18 protein-coding genes are annotated in these 20,421 nt (G+C 71.2%); 10 read left to right on the top strand and 8 right to left on the bottom strand.

The genetic code is table 11. The features are described 5' to 3' along the window. From IF19_RS0101785 to IF19_RS0101755, 7 genes are all read left to right on the top strand, one after another. Complete coding sequence (locus IF19_RS0101785; protein WP_030114788.1) at positions 1 to 1,197, top strand: FAD-dependent monooxygenase; 1,197 nt, start codon at positions 1 to 3, stop codon at positions 1,195 to 1,197. Further along, the gene (locus tag IF19_RS0101780) at positions 1,194 to 2,117 is read left to right on the top strand and encodes an SDR family oxidoreductase (protein ID WP_030114789.1); all 924 of its coding nucleotides are present in this window, start codon (positions 1,194 to 1,196) and stop codon (positions 2,115 to 2,117) included. Before IF19_RS0101785 ends, IF19_RS0101780 begins: the two co-directional genes overlap by 4 nt. A gap of 348 nt (positions 2,118 to 2,465) precedes the next feature. After that, positions 2,466 to 2,990 carry a flavin reductase family protein gene (locus IF19_RS0101775; RefSeq protein WP_030114790.1) on the top strand — a complete coding sequence of 175 codons (525 nt, stop codon included), beginning with the start codon at positions 2,466 to 2,468 and terminating at the stop codon, positions 2,988 to 2,990. Positions 2,991 to 3,003: 13 nt separating this feature from the next. Next, complete coding sequence (locus IF19_RS0101770; protein ID WP_030114791.1) at positions 3,004 to 4,212, top strand: acyl-CoA dehydrogenase family protein; 1,209 nt, start codon at positions 3,004 to 3,006, stop codon at positions 4,210 to 4,212. Between the two features lie 44 nt (positions 4,213 to 4,256). Beyond that, positions 4,257 to 4,652 carry a hypothetical protein gene (locus tag IF19_RS0101765; protein ID WP_030114792.1) on the top strand — a complete coding sequence of 132 codons (396 nt, stop codon included), beginning with the start codon at positions 4,257 to 4,259 and terminating at the stop codon, positions 4,650 to 4,652. 12 nt (positions 4,653 to 4,664) lie between these two features. After that, positions 4,665 to 6,011: a phthiocerol/phthiodiolone dimycocerosyl transferase family protein gene (locus IF19_RS0101760; protein ID WP_030114793.1), complete on the top strand. Its 1,347-nt coding sequence runs from the start codon at positions 4,665 to 4,667 to the stop codon at positions 6,009 to 6,011. Between the two features lie 32 nt (positions 6,012 to 6,043). Beyond that, a complete protein-coding gene (locus IF19_RS0101755; protein WP_030276133.1) occupies positions 6,044 to 7,471 on the top strand; it encodes an amidase in 1,428 nt (475 codons plus the stop codon). On the opposite strand, the gene IF19_RS1000000138635 is transcribed toward IF19_RS0101755, so the two are convergent. The 6 genes from IF19_RS1000000138635 to IF19_RS0101725 all read right to left on the bottom strand — a co-directional run bounded on the left by IF19_RS1000000138635 (position 7,406) and on the right by IF19_RS0101725 (position 13,916). Beyond that, a complete protein-coding gene (locus IF19_RS1000000138635; RefSeq protein ID WP_030276134.1) occupies positions 7,406 to 8,677 on the bottom strand; it encodes a helix-turn-helix transcriptional regulator in 1,272 nt (423 codons plus the stop codon). The two genes, IF19_RS0101755 and IF19_RS1000000138635, sit on opposite strands and share 66 nt — an antisense overlap. Beyond that, positions 8,674 to 10,029: a cation:proton antiporter gene (locus IF19_RS0101745; protein WP_030114799.1), complete on the bottom strand. Its 1,356-nt coding sequence runs from the start codon at positions 10,027 to 10,029 to the stop codon at positions 8,674 to 8,676. Before IF19_RS0101745 ends, IF19_RS1000000138635 begins: the two co-directional genes overlap by 4 nt. Positions 10,030 to 10,086: 57 nt before the next feature. Then, positions 10,087 to 11,634, bottom strand: a complete 1,548-nt coding sequence (locus IF19_RS0101740) for an amino acid adenylation domain-containing protein (protein WP_050493739.1) — start codon at positions 11,632 to 11,634, stop codon at positions 10,087 to 10,089. Between the two features lie 19 nt (positions 11,635 to 11,653). Next, on the bottom strand, positions 11,654 to 12,379 hold the full coding sequence (locus IF19_RS1000000135320) for a thioesterase II family protein (RefSeq protein ID WP_050490823.1): 726 nt from the start codon (positions 12,377 to 12,379) through the stop codon (positions 11,654 to 11,656). A 286-nt stretch (positions 12,380 to 12,665) separates the two neighbouring features. Continuing rightward, positions 12,666 to 13,637, bottom strand: a complete 972-nt coding sequence (locus IF19_RS0101730; protein WP_030187252.1) for a chlorinating enzyme — start codon at positions 13,635 to 13,637, stop codon at positions 12,666 to 12,668. A gap of 39 nt (positions 13,638 to 13,676) precedes the next feature. Then, a complete protein-coding gene (locus IF19_RS0101725) occupies positions 13,677 to 13,916 on the bottom strand; it encodes an acyl carrier protein (RefSeq protein ID WP_030114803.1) in 240 nt (79 codons plus the stop codon). Positions 13,917 to 14,503: 587 nt separating this feature from the next. On the opposite strand from IF19_RS0101725, the gene IF19_RS0101720 reads away from it, so the two are divergent. Both IF19_RS0101720 and IF19_RS0101710 read left to right on the top strand, forming a co-directional pair. Continuing rightward, entirely contained in the window at positions 14,504 to 15,817 is a 1,314-nt protein-coding gene (locus tag IF19_RS0101720; RefSeq protein ID WP_030276136.1) for a hypothetical protein, read from the top strand. 689 nt (positions 15,818 to 16,506) lie between these two features. Beyond that, positions 16,507 to 17,088 carry an SUKH-4 family immunity protein gene (locus IF19_RS0101710; RefSeq protein WP_030114806.1) on the top strand — a complete coding sequence of 194 codons (582 nt, stop codon included), beginning with the start codon at positions 16,507 to 16,509 and terminating at the stop codon, positions 17,086 to 17,088. A gap of 482 nt (positions 17,089 to 17,570) precedes the next feature. On the opposite strand, the gene IF19_RS0101705 is transcribed toward IF19_RS0101710, so the two are convergent. Next, a complete protein-coding gene (locus tag IF19_RS0101705) occupies positions 17,571 to 19,100 on the bottom strand; it encodes a helix-turn-helix domain-containing protein (protein ID WP_030114807.1) in 1,530 nt (509 codons plus the stop codon). Between the two features lie 196 nt (positions 19,101 to 19,296). Further along, on the bottom strand, positions 19,297 to 19,716 hold the full coding sequence (locus IF19_RS0101700) for a RidA family protein (RefSeq protein WP_030114808.1): 420 nt from the start codon (positions 19,714 to 19,716) through the stop codon (positions 19,297 to 19,299). 238 nt (positions 19,717 to 19,954) lie between these two features. On the opposite strand from IF19_RS0101700, the gene IF19_RS0101695 reads away from it, so the two are divergent. Continuing rightward, a complete protein-coding gene (locus IF19_RS0101695; RefSeq protein WP_030114809.1) occupies positions 19,955 to 20,398 on the top strand; it encodes a VOC family protein in 444 nt (147 codons plus the stop codon). Positions 20,399 to 20,421: the final 23 nt, after the last annotated feature.

The raw sequence follows: 20,421 nt of genomic DNA, 5'->3' as shown, positions 1-20,421 counted from the left end.
ATGGGCGGTACACGGACAGCCATCGTCGTCGGCGCGGGGATCGGCGGACTGACCACCGCCATCGCGCTGCGGAGCGTCGGCTTCGAGGTGGAGGTGTTCGAGCGGGCGCCGGAGATCCGGGCAGCCGGATTCGGCCTCTCCGTGATGAGCAACGCCACGGCCGCGCTCGCCACCCTCGACATCGACCTCGGCCTGGAGAAGCGCGGGCGGGTGATGGAGACCTACCACGTCAAGGACTGGAAGGGCAGGCTGATACGGGAGTTCCCGTTCCCCGAGATCACCCGCCGCATCGGCGTCCCGTGCGTCTGCATCAGCCGCTCCGACCTGCTCGCCGCCCTCCTGGACCGGGCCGCGGACGTCCCGATCCGGTTGAACGCGGCCGCCGACCGGTTCGAGGTGGAGGGCGACCGCGCCCGGGTCCACTTCACCGACGGCCGGGTGGCGGAGGCCGACGTCCTGGTGGGCGCCGACGGGTTCAACTCCGTCGTACGGCGGCAGCTGACCGGACCGGACGAGCCCGTGCACGACAGCGGCTACATCGCGTGGCTCGGCATCACCGAGTACAGCCACCCCCGGTTCGCCCCCGGATCCGTGGTCCACCTGTGGGGCGACGGCATGCGGTTCGGCCTGGTCGACATCGGCAAGGGCCGGCTCTACTGGTGGGGCACGAAGAACATGCCGTACGAGGAGTCCAGCACCTGGGACGGCGGCAGGGCGGGGGTCCTCGACGCCTACTCCGGCTGGCCGGACGAGGTCCGGGAGGCGATCCGGGTGACCCCGCCCGAGAACCTGCTGACGCTGAACACCCGCGACCGGGCCTTCCTCCAGCCCTGGGGCACCGGGCCGGTGACCCTGCTCGGGGACGCCGCCCACCCCATGCTCACCAGCCTCGGCCAGGGCTCGGCCATGGCGATGGAGGACGCCGCGGTCCTGGCCCAGCACCTGCGGCACGCACCGGACGTGCCCGGGGGACTGCGCGGCTACGAGGCGGCCCGGTACGAACGCACCCGGACCATGGTGGAGGCCACCCGCGCCATCAGCGAGTTCGAGCAGTCGGAGGGTCCGGTGCGCCGCCGGGTCCGGGACGGCTACTTCCGGTGGATGCCCCACCGGAAGCTGGTGGGCAAGCTGGAACCGGCGCTCACCTTCCCGGGCGCCGGCCTTCCCGCCCGCACCGGTGAGGAGGCCGGCCGATGAGCCGCGGCAGGCCGCGCGGACCGCGCGGCGGGAGCGTACCGCCGCACGGCGCGGTCCTCGTCACGGGCGCCTCGTCGGGGCTGGGCCGCGAGTGCGCCCTGGAGCTGGAACACCGGGGCTTCCAGGTGCTCGCGGGGGTCCGCCGGGAGGAGGACGGGGAGAAGCTGCTCGCCGAGTCGCACCACGAGCGGCTCCGCTACGCCGTCATCGACATCACCGACGACACGTCGGTACGGGCCTCGGCCGAACTCGTCGCCCACCGCTACGGCGGGCTGCGGGGCCTGGTGAACAACGCCGGGATCTGCCTGCCGGGCCCACTGGAGTGCATCGACGGCGAGCAGTTCCGCCGGCAGCTCGACGTCAACGTGGTCGGGCACCTCTCGATGATCCGGGCCCATCTGCCGCTGCTGCGCCGGTCGCACGGCCGGATCGTCAACGTCACCTCGGGCCTCGGTAGCGCCGCGGTCCCGTTCCTCGGGGCCTACTCCGCGGCCCAGTTCGCCAAGGAGGCGCTCAGCGACGCCCTGCGGCGCGAACTGGCGCCCACCGGCGTACGGGTCTCGGTGGTGGCGCCGGGCGCCATCCTCACGCCGATCTGGACCAAGGTGTCGCAGGCGGGCGAACGGGCCCTCGCGGACGCCCCTCCCGCCGTCGCCGATCTCTACCGGTCCGCCCTCCAGGGGTTCCTGGAGGGCAACGCCCAGCAGGCGATGGCGAGCAGGACCACCCCCGAGGACTTCGCCCGCACGGTCCTGCGCGCCCTGACCGACGCACGCCCCCGGGCCCGCTACTGGGCCGGGGCGGACGCCCGCCGGATGGCCCGGACGGCCCGGCTGCTCCCCGACTCGCTGCTGGACCGCACCTTCCGGGCGATCACCGCCCAGGTCGGCGCGCCCGCCGGCACGGACGCACGGCCGTAAGGGCCGTCCCGCACTTCCCGGCGGGCGCTGGACGACAGCTACGGCACCTCGCCACGTCGTCGAGGAGCCCGAGCACAGCCAGTACGCGGGCGCATCTCCGCCGTGCGACGCACCGCGTCCGACGCCGTGCGCTGATCCACCGGGAAGTGCGGGAGCGCCCTCAGCCGCGGCGACTGCGTATTCGCGTAGTACCGGGGGACATGCCTGTACGCGCCCCGCACCCCTGACTAGCGTACGCAGCGTCCCCGTCACGGAAAGAAAGTCCTGACGAATTCCTCGCACGGCCGACGAGGCTGTTCCGGCGGCCCCGTGAAAACGGCCGGCCCATGAGCGCGCTGGGGAGAAGAAATGGTTACGGAGCGGGATTTCAAGGATTTCATGGCCGACGTCTGCACCCCGGTGGCGGTGGTCACCGCGACGGAGGACGGCCTGCCGCACGGCACGACCGTCGGCTCGCTCACCTCCCTGTCGCTGCGACCGCCCATGGTGGCGCTGGCACTGGAGCGACGCTCCCGGCTGCTGCCGAAGATCCTGCGTTCCCAGCGGTTCGGCGTGAACCTGCTCGGAGCCGAACAGGCCGATGTGGCCAGGGCGTTCGCCTCCTCCGCCGGTGACCGCTTCGAGCGGGCCGCCTGGCACCCGGACGACGGCCTCCCGCGCCTGCGGGAGACCCCGGGGTGGCTCGTGTGCGAGCTGGACCGCCAGGTCCCCGGCGGCGACCACGTGCTGCTGCTCGGCCGGGTGACCCGGATCTCCGGCACCCGCGGCGCCGCCCCGCTCGTCTACGGCCGCCGCACGTTCGGCACGCATTCCGCGGCGGCGCCGACGCCTACCCGTTCCCTCGCCGACCGCATTACCGCATTCGCCCACTGAGACGGAGAATTCCATGACCGAAAGCCGGAACGAGAACACACCCCCTTCCTCGGAACCGTCCGACCTGCTGCGCACCGCGCGGGAACTCGTACCGCTTCTCGCCCGCAATGCCGAGCAGGGGGAACGCGACCGCAGACTGACCGACGAATCCGTCAAGACTCTCACCGAGAGCGGCATGTTCCGGCTGGCCGTGCCGAAGCGGTACGGCGGCCACGAGGCGTCCCTGCGTACGCTGGTCGACGTGTCCGCGACCCTCGCCGAGGGGGACGGCAGCGCCTCCTGGGTGGTCGCGGTCGGCAACTCGCTGACGTGGGTCACCAGCCTCTTCCCCGAGCAGGCCCAGGACGAGCTCTTCGGGGCCGGCCCCGACACCCGGCTGTCCGGCGTGCTGACCCCCAGCGCCACCGCCGAGCGGGTCGACGGCGGCTACCGCGTCTCCGGCCGCTGGCACTACGCCTCCGGCTCCTGGCACGCCGACTGGTCCTTGATCGGCTTCCCGGTCCCGGACTCCTCCGGGCAGATCGTGGACCAGGGCATCGCCCTCATCCCCGCCGCCGACTACACGGTGGAGGACACCTGGTTCGTCGCCGGGATGCGCGCCACCGGCAGCAACTGCGTGGTGGCCCAGGACGTCTTCGTACCGGACCACCGGGTGGTGTCGGTGCCGAAGGCGATGGCCGGCGACTACCCGGTGCAGCGGTCCGGCGGGCCCCACCCCCGCTCCGCCTTCGTCCAGTTCCTCACCGCCGCGCCCCTGGTGGCCCCCCAGCTCGGCCTGGCCCGCGCGGCCCTGCGGTTCGTCGGGGAGAAATCGGCCGAGAAGGCCATCACCTTCACCTACTTCGAGAAGCAGCGCGACTCCACGGCCTTCCAACTGCGCGTCGCCGAGGCGGCGCAGAAGATCGACACCGCCTATCTCCACGTCCAGCGCGCCGCCGCCGACATCGACGCGGCGGCGCGGCGCGGCGAGGCCCTGGACACGCCCGGCCGCATCCGGGCGCGGGCCGACCTCAGCGGAGCGATCGGCCACGTCACCGAGGCGATCGACATCCTGCTGACCGCGCACGGCGCGGGCGCGTTCGCCGAGGCCAACCCGCTCCAGCGGATCTGGCGGGACTCGGCCGTGAGCGCCCGGCACGCCATCCTGCAGCCCTCGATGATCAAGGAGCTGTACGGCAAGGCCCTGCTGGGCGTGGAGGAGCAGATCTCTCCGCTGGTCTGACGCGGAGAGCCCGTCGAGCCGAACACCTCGTGAAGGAGCCGGACATGGCCGCACGCACGTACGGAACGAAAGAGGCGAACTGGCAGCAGTTCGCCGACACCCGCATCTACATCGGCGACCTCGCCGACGACGGCGTCCCGAAGTCGATGGGCGCGGGCTTCGCCTGCCTGCACCCCGGGGACGTCATGGAATGGGTGCCCAGCTACGACGAGTTCATCGTCGTCCTGACCGGCCGGTTCGCCGTGGACTTCGAGGGCGGGTCCGTGAGCGCCGGCCCGCACGAGATGGTCTGGGTGGAGCAGGGCGAGCCCGTCGCCTTCCGGGCCGACGGCGAGGAGGTCCTGATCGCCTTCGGCACCAACCCGCCCTGGCAGACCACCCCGGAGACCCGGGCGAGCGCGGGCATGTTCCGGCCGCTCTCCGCGTCGCCGGTCGACTGAGCGGGAACGCCCGTGTCCACGACCTCCCCGACGGTCCGGCGGGAACTGAGCCCGCTGGAGCGCTGGTACTGGATAGCCGACCAGATCTCACCGCTGAACGTCGTCGGACGGGTCCGCCTGCACGGGCCCGTCTCCCGCGCCGCGCTGCGCACCGCCCTGGACGGACTCCAGGCGCGCCACCCGCTGCTGCGGGTGGCGATCGAAGCCGACCCGACGGGGCGGCACCCGCGCTTCGTCGGCGCGGACGACCGCCCCGTCCCGCTCGACCACCGCACCCTCGACTCGCCGGAGGACGTTGAGAGCGGCTGGCGGCGGGTCGTCGACGAGGAACTCGTCAACGGCCGCATCGACCCGCGGACCGGCCCGCTCGCCACGGCCGTCGTACTCAGCGGCAGCGGACCGGACGGCGAGGTGCACGACCTCATCCTCAGCCTGCTGCACGTCGTCGCGGACGGGACCACACTCATCACGCTGCTGCGGCAGTGGGCCCAACTGGCCGTCGGCGCCCCTGTGGAACCGCGTACGGTGCTGCCCCCGGCCGAGGACCTGTTCCCGGCCGAACACCGCGGCGCCGAGGGCCGGGTACGGGCGAAGGAGAAGGCGGACCGGGACGAGGGCGACCTGGAGCGCCTGCGTCCCCGCCGGGTGGACGCGGACCGGCCCGTGCCCTTCGAGGAACGCCGCACCCGCTTCCTCCACCGCTCGCTCGACGGGCCCGCGCTGGAACGGCTCGCCGCGTCCTGCCGGGCCCACGGGGCCACCGTCCACGGCGTGCTCGCCGCCGCGATGGTGCGGGCGCTCGCCGTGGACGCCGGGGCCGACGAGGGCGCCTGGTACTCGATCGGCTCCCCGGTCGACTTCCGGGCCGGCCTCGAACCGGCGGTGGCCGCCGACGACGTGGGCAGCTACGTCGCGACGCTCCCCACCCTCGTCGAGCACCGGACGGACCTCCCGCTGTGGGAGACGGCCCGCCTGATCAGCGCCGACCTCAAGGCGCGCAAGGCGCGGGGCGAGCAGTTCTCCATGATCAACGGCATCGGGGCGGCCGGGCCGCAGAACCTGGCCGAGAGCCTGCCCTTCGTACGGCACCTGGACGAGAGGGGACCGATCAACTTCTGCCTCTCCAACATCGGCCGGACCCCGTTCCCGGACACCGTGGGGCCGCTGCGGGCCTCCGGAGCCCAGTTCATCGCCTCGCTCTCGGTGGTGGGCGCGTTCGTCGCCACCGTCAACTCCACCCACCACCAGCTCGCCTGGAACTTCACCTACGCCCAGGGCATCGTCCGGGACGACCGCGCGGAGCGGCTCGCCGACCACTGTGTGGAGCTCGTCCTCGCCCTCGTCCGCACGGCCGGCTGAGACCGCCACGACCCGCTTGGGAGCACCTTCCGATGGCATCACCGCCCCGCACGCCCGCCGGATCCCCGGCCCTCCTGCCCGCCGTCGAACTGCGCGAGCTGATCCGCGCCAAGGAACTGTCCGCCCTGGAGGCCACCGAAGCGGTCCTCAGCCGTCTCGACGAGGTGAACCCCCGGCTGAACGCCGTGATCGCCGTGCGGGCGGAGCGCGCTCTCGCCGAAGCCCGTGCCGCGGACTCCGTACCGCCGGAGGAGCGGGGCCCGCTGCACGGGATCCCGTTCACCGTCAAGGACGCCAACGAGTCGGCCGAGCTGCCGACCGCCTACGGCTCACGCCCCTTCACCGGCTACCGGCCCGGGTTCGACAGCGAGGTGGTCGCCCGGCTCCGGCGTGCCGGCGGCATCCTCGTCGGCAGCACCAACATGCCGGAGTTCGGGCTGCGCATCACGACGGACAACCGGGCCTTCCCGCCCACCCGCAACCCGTGGAACACCGAGTACAGCCCGGCGGGTTCCAGCGGTGGCGCGGCGGCCGCCGTGGCCGCCGGCCTCGGCCCGCTCGCGCTGGCCGCCGACGGCGCCGGATCCGTCCGGGCCCCCGCGTCCGCCTGCGGCGTCGTGGGACTCAAACCCACCCGCGGCCGTGTTCCGTGGGCGCCCGCCTCCCAGGAGCAGTGGGCGGGCTACGTCAGCAACGGCCCGATCGCCCGCACGGTCGCCGACACGGCCCTGATGCTCGACGTGATGGCGGGCCCGTCCGTCGGGGAGCCGTACGGGCTGCCCGCGAGCACCACCCCCTTCCTCGCCCCCGGGGCCCGGCCGCCGAGGCGGCTGCGCGTGGCCCACACCTGCACACCGCCGCACGGCACGGTCGCCCCGGAGGTGCGGGAGGTCTTCGAGCAGGCGGTTTCGGCCTTCGCCGAGCTGGACGTCGAGCTGGTCGAGGACGCTCCCGGCCTCGGCGGGCTCCTGGACCCGCTGCTCACCGTCATCGCCGCGAACGTCGCCACCATGGTCCGGGGCGTACCCCCGGGGGAGCTGGCCGAACTGGAGTCCACCAGCCTCGACATCGCCCTGCGCGGCGAGCGGCTCGGCGCGGCCGACTACTGCGCCGCCCTGGCCGCCGCCCAGCGGCGGGCAGCCGAGGTGCTCGGCTTCTGGACCCGGTACGACGTCCTGCTCACGCCCACGCTCACCGTGCTCCCGCCGCCGCTCGGGGCGGCCGTCGAGGGCACGGGCTTCGAGGAGCGGTGGCGGGAGTACGCCGACTGGCTGGCCTTCACCTACCCCTTCAACATCACCGGTCAGCCCGCGCTCTCGGTGCCCGCCGGGATGGCCGGCGACCTGCCGGTCGGCGTCCAGCTCGTCGGCGCGCCCGGGGCCGAGGACCAGCTGCTACATCTGGCCGCCGCCTTCGAGCGCGCCCGGCCGTGGGCCCACGCGCGGCCCCGGCTCGGGTGACTCCTGGGACGGGTCATTCCAGCCGGTCTCCCGCAGCAGGGCGATGCGGGAGTTGACGCCGGTCTTCTGGAACAGCTTCTTGAGGTGGTAGTTGACGGTGTGGGGCGAGATCCCCAGCCGCCGGGCCATCTGCTTGTTGGTCAGCCCCTCGGCGACCAGCTGCACGATCCGGTTCTCCTGGCCGTTGAGGTCCGGTGGCCCGGCCGGGGGCGCCGGCCGGGCCACCGGACGAGGGGCCTCCCGCCCATCAGCCGCCTGGCGGCGGAGCGCCTGCCGCAGGGGGACCGGCACCGAGTCGACGACGAGCCGCCACAGCAGCTCGTTCGGGAAGCGGACCCGGGTGCTGCCGACCGCCAGCATGCCGGTGCTGACCATCCGGTCCAGGACGAGCAGCAGGGCGGACGGCGGCACCTGGAGGATCGTGAGCAGATCGTCGACCGTGCTCTCCCGGCCGAGGACGGCCGCCACCCGCAGCAGGTGGCGGCACTGGTCCGGCAGGTCCAGCAGCATCGACTGCAGGAGCACCCGCAGCCGGTGCGGGATGCGGTCCTCGACCAGCTGCGCCTCATGCGCCCCCACCCGCAGAAGCTGCTCCTCACGCAGCCCCTCCACCAGCTCCACCAGCAGCTTCGGGTGCCCGCCCGCACCCCGCAGCAGGCGGACGAGCGGCGCGGCGGGCGGGGCCCCCAGCAGGTCCGCGGCGACCTGGAGGGCGGCCGGCGGGTGGAGCGTACCGAGGCGGATCCGCTCGGTGCGCCCGGTGGGGCAGACCACCAGCGGCTCGGCGCCCCCGGGGCCCGCGCCCGGGCGGCGTGCCACCAACTGGACCAGCGCCCGGTCGCCGTACGGGGCGTACCGCCGGAGAAGCGGGACCTCGCCCGGCTCGTGCGCGAAGAGGTGCGGGTCGTCCAGGACGATCAGCCGGGGGCGGTCGGCCGGGCCGAACCCGTCGCGGGAGCCCGTGACGTAGCCGAGCCGCCGCGCCAGGGACGCGCACTCGTCGAGGAACCGGGTCCGGCCGCAGCCGGGCGGCCCCTCGACCGTCACGAGGACGCAGCCGCCCTCGGCGCCGAACTCCAGGGCCCGCCGCGCGCGGGCCAGTTCCTCCTCACGTCCGCGCAACGGCAGGTGCGGCGGGTCCGGGGCGAGCAGCGCGACCCGCTCGGCGGGCGGGGAGGCGAGCCGCCCCGCGGTGGCTCCGGTCATCGGGCAGCGTCCTTTCGGGCGTGCTTCGCGGGCCGCGGCGCGGGCGCCGGGGCCGGCTCGGCGGAGAGCGGGGGCGCGGGGGCCGGCTCGACGGGCAACGGGAAGCGGCTCAGCAGCGGGCCGGTCATCAGGGTGGTGAGCAGGGCCATGACGACCATCGCGGTGAACAACCGGCTGTCCAGCGCTCCCAGGCTCAACCCGACGTTGAGCACGACGAGTTCGGTGAGTCCGCGCGCGTTGAGCAGAATGCCCAGCACGGTGGACTCACGGCCTCCCGAGCCGGAGAGCCGGGCGGCGCCCAGGGCGCCGAGGAACTTGCCGGCGCACGCCACCGCGACCGTCGCGAGGACCATGACGAGCCCCTGAGCGCCGAGGCCCGCGAGGTCCACGGAGAGCCCGGTGACGGTGAAGAACACCGGGAGGAGCAGCAGGCTCGTCTGATCGATGCGCTCCGGAACCTCCGGGGCGGTCGCGTCGATGTGGCGGCGGGGCGCGACGGCTCCGAACAGGAAGGCGCCGAACACCGCGTGCAGACCGATCTCGTCGGTGACCCACGCGCTGGCCAGGAGCCCCGAGCAGAGCACGACGTGCACGGTCGGGGCGTTGCCGGCCCAGGGCCGCGCCGGGGCCAGCACCCAGGCCAGGGCGGGCCGCACCACGAGGACCAGCACGAGGCCGAAGGCCACGGCCCCGACGACGGTGCGGCCGAGCGACCACAGTCCGCTGACGCTGACGACGGTGACGACGGCGGCCAGCACGGTCCAGGCGATCACGTCCTGGATGGCGGCGCTCACCAGGGCCACCGCGCCCACCCGGTGCTTCTGCAGACCCCGTTCGATGATGATCCTGGCGAGCACGGGGAAGGCCGTGATGGACATCGCGGCGCCGAGGAACAGCGCCGGGCCGAGCATTCCGTCCGTCTTCAGCTGGGACTTGTCGAGCCACGGGTAGAGCAGGACGGCGAGCGCCGCGCCCATGACGAACGGCAGCGCCACCGAACTGAACGAGACCAGGGCGATATGCCGCCCGACGCCCTTCACGTGCGACAGGCTCAGCTGGTAGCCGACCCCGAACATGAAGAGCACCAGGCCCAGTTGGGCGAGCACCTCCAGATACGGCCGGGCGGCCGGGGGGAACAGCAGACCGGGCAGGTCACCGGGCAGCAGACCGAGCAGGCTCGGCCCCAGAGCTATCCCGGCGACGATCTCACCCATCACCGCGGGCTGCCGGACCCGTTGCGCCGCGGCGGAGAACAGGAAAGCGGCGAGCAGCACCAGGGCGACGCCCACCAGGACGATTCCGGTGACACCGGCGCTCTCCCCGGCGCTGAGGGCCGGACCGTGCGTCGACATGCTTGTGTCCTCTTCCTTCTCGAATTCCTTCTCGAACAGAGGGGGAACGGATGACGGTCAGAGGCCCCGCGCCAGCGTCCTGCGATCGACCTTTCCGCTGGAGGTAAGCGGCAGCGCGGGCAGCGAGCGGACCGAGGAGGGGACCATGTGGCCGGGCAGCCGTACGGACAGGCTCCGCCGGACCCCGGAGGCCACCACCTCGGCGCCGCGTGCCGGGACGCAGAACGCCACCAGCTGCTTGTCGCCGCCGGGCCCCTCCCGTACGACGACCGCCGCGTCGGCGATCTCCGGCAGCGCCCGCAGGTGCGCCTCGACCTCCCCGGTCTCCACCCGGTGGCCCCGGATCTTCACCTGGTCGTCCAGCCGCCCGAGGAACTGCAGCGTGCCGTCGGGCCGGAGTTCGACCAGGTCGCCCGTGCGGTAGATCCTCCCGCCGCCTCCCAGCCCGGGTACGGTCCGGAACCGGGCGGCGGTCGCCTCGGGCATTCCCAGGTAGCCCCGGGCGAGCACCGGGCCGCCGACGCACAGTTCCCCCGGGGTGCCGGGCCGCAGCGGGCGCAGCCGCTCGTCGACGACGTACGCCTTGGCGCCGGTGATGGGCCGGCCGATGCTGGGCTGGTCGGGCCACGCGTCGGGGTCGCCCCGGAGTTCGAGCGAGGTGACCACGTGCGTCTCGGAGGGGCCGTACTGGTTGACCAGCACAGCCCCGTCCAGACGCCGGAACAGGGCGCGTACCGCGGGGGTCACCTGGAGCTGTTCGCCGGCGGTCACGACCTCGCGGAGGGCCAGCGGCCAGACGTCGACCGAGCGGGCGTGCGCGGCGATCGCCTGGAGCGCGACGAACGGCAGGAACATGCGTCGCACCGAGGCGGTGTTCAGCAGGTCGATCAGGGCCTGCCAGCTCCGGCGGGTCGTGTCGTCGGCCACCACCAGGGTCCCGCCGGACGCCCAGGTGCTGAACATCTCCTGGAAGGACACGTCGAAGCTGAGCGCGGAGAACTGCAGGGTCCGGTCGCCGCCCCCGCAGGCCGAGTGCGCGCACTGCCAGTCGATCAGATTGGCCAGCGGACCGTGGGGCATGGCCACGCCCTTGGGCACCCCGCTGGACCCGGACGTGTAGATGACGTACGCGAGGGTGTCGGGGCCGATCCGCGGCGCCGGCGATGGCGGCGCGTCCTCGACGGAGGACAGGGCGTCGTCCAGGAGGAGGGCGCGCGTGCCGTCCGGCAGCGGTACGCGGTCCAGCAGCGCCTTCTCGGTCAGCAGGAGCCGCGTGCCGCTGTCGCCCACCATGGCGGCGAGCCGTTCGTCGGGGTAGGCGGGATCGAGCGGCACGTAGGCGCAGCCGGCCTTGAGCACGCCGAGGACCGCGACGGCGACGGAGAGGCCCCGTGCGAAGAAGACCCCCACGGGCTCCCCGGCGACGCCCGCGAGCCGCAGCGCGTGGGCGAGCCGGTCGGCCTCGCGCCCCAACTCCTCGTATTCGAGAGATCGTTCGCCCCACAGCACGGCGAGCCGGTCGGGGTGGGACCTGCGCTGCGCCTCGAACAGCTCGTGGGCGAGGGGGAGGGGGGTGGTGCGGTCGGAACTCACTGCCTCGTTCATCGGGGGCTCCCAGGCCGGATCAGGTGCGGGACTGCGCCGGTTCGCTCATGACCGAAGCGATCGCCGTCGCGAGCGGTTCGGCCCCGGCCTCCTCCAGGTAGAGGTGGCCGCCGGGGAAGGTCAGGGTGGTGAGCGGCTGGACGCTCCGCCACTGCCACGGGTCCGTGTGCTCGTCGCCGAAGGCGTCCTGCTCCCCGCGGCAGACGACGATGCGGCTCTCGGTCACGGTGCGGGACATGGTGCGGACGAAGGAGTCGCAGACGTCGAAGTCGCTCCGCAGCAGGGCCACGGCGCGCGCGGCGATGTGCGGGTGGCCGAGCAGCCGTTCGTCCAGCGCGTCGAACTGGGCGGCGCGGGCCAGCACCTCCTCGTCGGAGACGGCGGAGGTGCCGTCGGCGAACAGCGGAGAGCCGAGCTGCGGGGCGAGGTTGGCGGAGGCGAAGAGCGTCTGGCAGCGCGGTCCGCCGCGCCGTTCCAGGGCCGCGGCCACGCCGAGCCCGAGGTAGGCGCCCATGCTGTGGCCGAGGATGGACAGCTCCTCGTCGGGGTCCACCTCCGCGGTGAGGAGGTCCGCCAGATCCCGGACCGCCTCCTCCGCGGTGTGCGGGGCGGGTTCCCGCCACCGCCGGCCCCGGCCGGGCAACTCGACCGGTACGGGCCGGATGTGGTCGGGCAGCAGCCGGACCAGCCGGCGGAACACGGCCGCCGAGCCTCCGGCGTGGTGGAACAGGGCGAGCACGGTCATCGGGTGCGCCTTCCTGAACGGTGGGGGGTGGAACAGGGCGACCGGAAGGGGCGGGAGGGCGGGGCCGGGCCGGTCGCGCGTGCGCGGGGCCGGGGGTAGCGCGCGGGTGGGAGAGCGCGTGCCGGGGGAGTGCGTGGGTGGGAGAGCGCGTGCCCGGGGAGTGCGTGCCGGGGCGGGGGCGGCGGACCGCCCCCGCCCCGTCCGGACACCGCCGGTCACGTGCTGCGGGACCGGCCCGCGGACCGCCTTCTCCCGGACGGCCGCCGGCGGCGGCGCGGCCCGGCCGTCAGCCGCTGTACGCCTCGCGGAAGTCCCACGGGCTGAACCTGTGTCCCCGGCGGTTCTGATCGGTGAGCGTGTTGTGGCCGTACTCGTCCTTGCCGGCCACGAGCACCGAGGCGTAGTTGTCCAGCGGGATGGTGCCGCCGTACTCGGAGACGTCGCCGAGGTCCGGGTAGACCTCGACCTGGGTCGGCACGTACCGGGTCGCGAACCCCATGCGGTAGTCCTTCTTGCTGCCGGTGTGCGGCAGCGAGCCGTGCATCAGGGTCGACCAGAAGATCACGCACTCACCGGGCTGCATGACGAGGGAGAACGCCTTGGACTCGTCGGGCCGCCAGTCGGGGTCCTTCTGGAGCTCGCGGTAGTCGTAGCCGAAGAAGCCCCGCCGGACGTTGTCCTTCTCCCGCTTGTTGATCGTGTCCGGGTTGTAGGACATGCCGAGGGACTCGTCGTAGTTCATCACCCGGTGCGTCCCCGGCATGAGCTGGAGGCAGCCGTTCTCGCGGGTGGAGTGGGTGAACGCCGTCCACGCGGTGATCGTGCCGCCGAACGCGGGCGCGTTGTTCTGCGCGGGCCACCGGATCTGGGGGCGCCCGCTGGAGTGGGCGAACGTCGACGCCTGGTGCCAGTCGGTGCCCTCGTCGCCCTGGTACTTCGGGAAGAACTCGGTGCGCCAGCACAACAGGTCCGGGCCGAGGATGGAGGACACCCGCTCGACGATCGCCTGCTGCATGATGTGCTCGCTGAGCAGATCGATGTCGAGGTGCCGGTCGTAGTTGGAGAGGTTGGTCACCGCGCCCAGCGCGTCTTCCGGGTAGATCGCCCGCGAGCGGTCCGGAATGGCGCGGCGTATCTGATTCCAGCGCTTTTCCATCTCCTCGGGCTCATACACCTTGATGGGGCCGATGAAGCCCTGTTCCTCGAATGTGGCGAGTTCTTCGGCGCTCAGTCGGAAATCAGCGGTGCGGTCATTCACGGCTACTCCAGTCTCTGGTCCGAATGCTGGATGAACGAATTACCTGGCAGGCTGTCGGACCACGCGGTCCTGCAGCTCCGCGATCGCGCTCCCGAGCGACTCCTCGAACAGGACCCTCACGTCCAGTTCGTGTCCGAAGCGCTGCTGGACGAGCGTGTTCAGGTTCATGGCGAGGAGCGAGTGGCCGCCGAGGTCCAGGAAGTTGTCCTCGGGGGACACCTCGGGGTTCTCGACGAATTCGCCCACCCAGTCGATGATGATCTTCTGAATCTCGTGCACGCCCTCAGGAATGGAAACGGGCATTGCCGCCGTGCTCCTCTCGTAGCGGTCCGTACGGGGGTCCGGCCCGGGCAGGATGAATCCGCGAGCCGGAGGGTCCCCGAACAATTCGCACAGGCCACACAAATGCGCATGGCTTGCCGCACGCCACACTCTATGGCCGCCGGAGCGAGCACGGTAATGCCGGATACTTGGGGGGTATGCCGCGCGAACATACGCCAGGGAAATAGGCCGGGAACACGGTGCGGGTTTCCGGAACATGAATTTTCCGCCATCCGGGTTTGCCGAGCCACAACGGCTGAAACGCACCGTCCGGGGGCGGCTCACCGCCCGCAGCGGGTCCGGCGCGGCGTCCCCGCCGTGCCGGTGGCCCCGCCCGGTTCCCCGCCGCCGCCGTCGAGGCCGCGGCGAACGACGTGGTCGACCGGCGACGGTGACGGCTCCCGACATCGGACGCGCCCGCCATCCCGAGGAGGGCGCAACGCGACCACGTCCGTGTCCGCGCGGGCACGCACGGGCTGATTCGCGGACCGGGGCCGTCGCCTTCGATGCCGGACGTAGGATCTGCCGGGAACAAGGGGGAGATGATGACTGACGACCGTAGGACGACCGTCCCGGTGTGGACGCTCGCGACCGCTGACGTCCGCGTGCCGCGACTGGCCGGGGGCGAGTCGATGACAGCGGAACGCCTGGCTGAACTGCGCGGAGCGCTGGCCGCTCTGGCCGACGAGCCGATCGTCACGCTTGAGGCACATCCGCTGCCCGGCAAGATCGACCGAGGCCACGGCATCCCGCTCGACGCAGCGAGTCCCCTGGCGCGGCACCTGTCGCAGTTCATCGCGGAATCGACGCGAAGTTCCCTCACGGCGGCCAGAGCTACCGCTTCCGGCGAGAATCTGTATCGCATGGTGGTCCCGGCCAAGGTCGCCGCCCAACTCGGCCAGGGCATCGTCCGCCCGATGGTGTCGAAGGCGGCGGACGGCGGCTTCTACGGTGAGTTCGTGAATTCGGCGGGCAGGATCGTCTCCAAAGCGAGCTTCGTACCGGTCGGAGGCGCGGCAGCGGCGGGCACGGTCGGCGGGGCCGGCGCGACCGCCGGTGTCGCGGCAGCCGGTGGCACTGCGCTCGCCGTGGCCGCTCCGCTCGTGCTCATGGCCGTGGCGGTGGGAGTGAGCGCGCACGCCGACAGCAGACGCCAACAGGCCATCGAACACATCACGGAACTGCTTGAGCGACTTCAGGCGGAGAAGCTCGACGACGAGCGCAGCACACTCGACGGCTGCCGTGGCGCCATCGACAAAGCAACAGCCATCCTGCTCGACCAGGGCAAGCTCGGTGTCTCCTTGGGACTCGACTCAGCCGTGCACGCCATCGACACTGCGCTGAGCAAGGCCGGAGGCCGCTGCGCCCGGTGGCAGGGCGCGCTCGACGGACTCCGCGATGGCGAGGCCGTCGAGCTCGGCAGGCTGACCAAGGTGTTTCCCGGCGTCGATGAACATGGCGGTACGTTCCGCACCCACCTCGAACTCGCTTCTCTGGCCATCGCGCTGAAGCGGCGCGTGATTGTCCTCCAGGCCGTCGAACACGCACAGAGCAATGACGGCAACCCGTTCGAGAACTTCACCCGCGAACTCAGGCGCGATCAGCAGAGCCTCGATGAGATGGAGTCGAGTATCGCCGGTGTCCTGGTACGCCTCTCGATACTGGAGCTGGCACGTCCGAGCGGCTTGCGGGCGCCCGTCTTCACGCCCGGTGAAGTCGATCGCCTCATGAGCGCGACGCATCGGATTCACCAACTTGGCCGTGGCGTCACCGTCAATAGCCGTGCGGCAGACATGGCGATCGAGATCGCCCGCGACAAGGACGGCTCGGTGGTCGTGTTTCCCGCTTCGCCGGCGTAGACCGATCGGTGTGTTCGACGCGCAGGCCGTTGTCGCTCCGAAACGCCGATCAGCAGCGGCGGGCAGCCGAACCGGGGCCGTCGCGGGTTTCCGCGCAGAGCACTGAAAGCGCAGCATTGATCGAAGGCTGCCTCGATCCGAGTGCTCAGGAGGGTGGTCGTCCAGGGCGGACACGCACCGTCACCTGCTGGTCCACGCGTCGGGCGGCTGGAACGGCCAGTGCCCTGGAGCCTGCGGACGCGAGAGAGGCCACGCTGTTCTCCTTCGACGGGCGATACGTGAAGCGGCGCTGATGCAGGAGATGGAACGGCCCCCTGTTCCGGGGGCCCGGCGGGTACGGGAGCGCATAGGGCGATGTGTTGTGACCTGCCTGCTGCTCCAACACCACGGCTTGGTTGCTCATCGCGCTGGCGTTCCGATGGGACGACTCCTTCTTGCAGATCATGAGGCTCAGCCTGACCACGCTCGGCATGGTCGGCGTTCTCACTCTGCTTCTCGCGTTCGTCAGCTATCCAGTCAAAACGGACTGCGAATAATCAAAGAAGCGATCTGGCCTACGCTGCACAGTTGGCCAGATACTCCTAGGGTGACTACGAAGACTGGCACAGTAAAAACGGTCTAGGTGCGATCGTGGCCGAGTCGGACGGGGCGTAAAGGGAAACCGCGAGGAAACGGAAGCGGGCTGGAGTATGCTGTTTGATATCGACCACGGTGTGCTGGTGGATGCCGTCGGTGAGGGCAACGTTAATCGTCTGCCAACCGGTACCGCAGAGCTTTACGGCTTCACTGCGGAGACGTTTTATTTTTTTACTGAGGTCGGAATTCCGTCTGTCGAGGATTACGAAATCTCCCTCGGTCTCCCGGCGGAGTTCGACGATGGATACATTTGGCGCCGCGCCGCTCAGGAAGCGCAGGGCTGGAAGTTCCCCGAGGGGGTTGAGGCGCTGGTCAAGATCGGGAACTTTCCCATCAATGCCGTAGTCATCAACCCTGCCACGGGAATCGTCTACCAGTACACCGACGCCTCAATGGAAGCGATTCCCGTTCATGCTGATATTTCCTCTTTGGTCAAGATTGTCGGATCGTTCGTTGCTTACGTCGAAAGCTACACCCGCGGCGATGACGATGACGACGTGGAATATGCTCGCCGCAAGCGGGAAGTCGACGCCATTCGCGACGCGATCTGCCTCGTGGACCCGCTGCCGTTCGCTCATGAGTACAGCGAATGGGTTGAAACGTTCGACAACCTCGAAGGCGGGATCTACACCTGACCGCCCTCGTTTTTGCCGTGCGATTACTGAACTTGAACTCGTGATGGTGGCTCAAGGTCTCGCCCTGCCGCCAGGGCGCTGCTCCACAGTCCCGCGCTTGCCGATGGTGAGGCGACCCTCTCCATGAAATGTTGTGAGACGGCGGTGCCCGCGTCTCTCGAAAAAAGACCCTCTGACCGAGCCCGCTGCAGCTTGCCGGGACGTCGACGTGGTGCCGATGGTCGACCAGACGTGGTCGGCGTGACACGAACGACATTGGACGTTGCGAGGCCGCGTCGGCGACAACCCTCCGTAAAGACTGACGGGCACTCGGGAAAACCTGGCGTGCCGTCATCTATTCAAGATCATCTTGCATATGCATTGCACAAGGAACTGAAAGACAACAATGATCAGCGGAGGGTCGTGAAGGTAGGCATTCGCAGGTCAGGTGACAAATTGAGGTGTCGTGCCCCTTGCTGCCGAGGGGCACGACGCCTCGCCCCTCAAATGTCCCGGAAGATCTCGATCTGCGCGCCCACCGAGTTCAGGCGCTCGGCCAGTTCCTCGTAACCCCGGTTGATCACGTAGACGTTGCGGAGGACCGAGGTTCCCTCGGCCGCCATCATCGCCAGCAGTACCACCACGGCCGGTCGCAGGGCGGGCGGGCACATCATCTCGGCCGCGCGCCAGCGGGTCGGGCCCTCCACCAGGACCCGGTGCGGGTCGAGGAGTTGGAGGCGGCCGCCGAGGCGGTTGAGGTCGGTCAGGTAGATGGCGCGGTTGTCGTAGACCCAGTCGTGAATCAGGGTCTGGCCGTGCGCGGAGGCGGCAATGGCCGCGAAGAACGGCACGTTGTCGATGTTGAGGCCGGGGAACGGCATCGGGTGGATCTTGTCGATCGGGGCCTCCAGCTTGGAGGGCCGCACGGTCAGGTCCACCAGCCGGGTGCGCGCGTTGTCGGCGGCGTACTCCGGAGTGCGGTCGCAGTCGAGGCCCATCTCCTCCAGCACCGCGAGTTCGATCTCCAGGAACTCGATCGGCACCCGGCGGATGGTGAGTTCGGACTCGGTCACCACCGCGGCTGCCAGCAGGCTCATCGCCTCGACCGGGTCCTCGGAGGGCGAGTAGTCCACGTCCACGTCGATCTGGGGGACCCCGTGCACGGTGAGCGTCGTCGAGCCGACCCCGTCGACCCGCACGCCCAGCGCCTCCAGGAAGAAGCACAGGTCTTGGACCATGTAGTTGGAGGAGGCGTTGCGGATGACCGTGGTTCCGTCGTGGCGGGCGGCGGCCAGCAGGGCGTTCTCGGTCACCGTGTCGCCGCGCTCGGTCAGCACGATGGGCCGGTCCGGCCCGACGGAGCGGTCGACCTGCGCGTGGTACAGCCCCTCCGTGGCGGCGATCTCCAGGCCGAACCGGCGCAGCGCGATCATGTGCGGCTCGATCGTGCGCGTACCGAGGTCGCAGCCGCCCGCGTACGGGAGGGCGAACTGCTCGGTGCGGTGCAGCAGCGGGCCCAGGAACATGATGATCGAGCGGGTGCGGCGCGCGGCGTCGGCGTCGATCGCCGCCAGGTCCAGCTGGGCGGGCGGCACGATCTCCAGGTCCACGCCGTCGTTGATCCAGCGGGTGCGCACGCCGATGGAGTTCAGCACCTCCAGGAGCCGGAACACCTCCTCGATCCGGGCCGCCCGGCGCAGGACGGTGCGTCCCTTGTTGAGCAGCGAGGCGCACAGCAGCGCGACGCAGGCGTTCTTGCTCGTCTTCACGTCGATGGCCCCGGAAAGCCGGCGGCCGCCGACGACCCGCAGATGCATGGGCCCGGCGTAACCGAGCGACACGATCTCGCTGTCGAGGGCTTCACCGATGCGGGCGATCATCTCAAGGCTGATGTTCTGATTGCCGCGCTCGATGCGGTTGACGGCGCTCTGACTGGTGCCGAGCGCCTCGGCGAGCTGCGTCTGTGTCCAGCCCCGATGCTGACGGGCGTCACGGATGAGCTTGCCGATGCGTGCGAGGTAGTCGTCTGACATAACGGCAGGCTATCTCAGATATGAGATGAGCCCGCTGTGGGGGTGTGCCATTCGAGTGACGGGGCGGACGACGCCCCCGGTGACAGGGGCTCACCGGTCCGCCGCACACCGGGTCTTCCGATCGTCCCCCGTACGAACGCGCGGGGCGCGGCCGGCGCATCCGTACGGGGGACGAGCCCGGTGTCTCGTACGGGACTCAGGGATTGTCGACGACCGCGGCCACCGCTTCGATCTCGACGAGCTGGTCGGCGTAGCCGAGCACGGTCACGCCCATCAGGGTGCTGGGGACGTCGTGCGCGCCGAAGGCGTCGCGGACCACCGTCCAGGCGGCCACGAGGTCTTCCTGACGGGCCGACGCCACCAGGACGCGTGTGCTGATGACGTCCTCCACCGACGCGCCCGCGTCGGCCAGCGCGGTCCGCAGATTGTCCACGGCCTGTGCCGCCTGGCCCGCGTAGTCCCCGACGGCGACGGTCTCGCCGTGCTCGTCGAGCGGGCACGAGCCGGCCAGGAAGATCAGCCGGGCCCCGGCGGGCGCCGTGGCCGCGTAGGCGTACTCGGCCACGTCGGAGAGGGTGCGGGAGCGGATCAGCGAAACGGCGCTCTTGCGGCTCACGATAGGGGTCGTCTCCTGGGTGCGGGGCGGGGTGCCGGTGGACGGAGGGCCGGGGTGCGAGGCGGTCTGTCCGACGCCGCGGCGGTCCGGCGCGGGGCGCGCGTGCGCTGCCCCGGGCCACATCCTGTCAGCGCGTTCCGAGCCCCGCTCCTCCTTTTGCCCAGGGCGCGAGGTGCCGGGGAGCGCCCGGTGAAAAATATCGCGGGCCCGACGAGCGGCCCCGCCTTAAGGTGTCCGGATGGCTTCCACTGCTTCGATCAGGCAGGTACAGATCACCTTCGACTGCGCTTCCCCGCAGCGTGTCGCGCGCTTCTGGTGCGAGGTGCTGGGTTACGTCGTCCCTCCTCCGCCCCAGGGGTTCGACACCTGGGACGCGTACGAGCAGTCGCGGCCGCCCGAGAAGCGGGACTCCGGGTTCGTCTGCCAGGACCCGAACGGCGTGGGGCCCCGGATGTACTTCCAGCGGGTCCCCGAGGGCAAGGTCGTCAAGAACCGCGTCCACCTCTGCGTCCGGGTCGGCACCGGGCTCGTCGGCGCCGAGCGCCTGGCGGCCCTGGAGGCGGAACGGGACCGGTTGATCCCGCTCGGCGCGGAGTGCGAGCGCGTTCTGCTCGCCGACGAGCAGAACGAGTCCTGCATCGTGATGCGCGACATCGAGGGCAACGAGTTCTGCCTCGACTGACGCGGCCGCGCCCGGTGCCGGTG

Source organism: Streptomyces californicus (genome assembly GCF_000717645.1).
In the GTDB taxonomy this organism is placed as follows: domain Bacteria; phylum Actinomycetota; class Actinomycetes; order Streptomycetales; family Streptomycetaceae; genus Streptomyces; species Streptomyces californicus.
The sequence above is the reverse complement of the archived record's forward strand: the minus strand, read 5'-3'. Positions and strand labels throughout refer to the sequence as shown.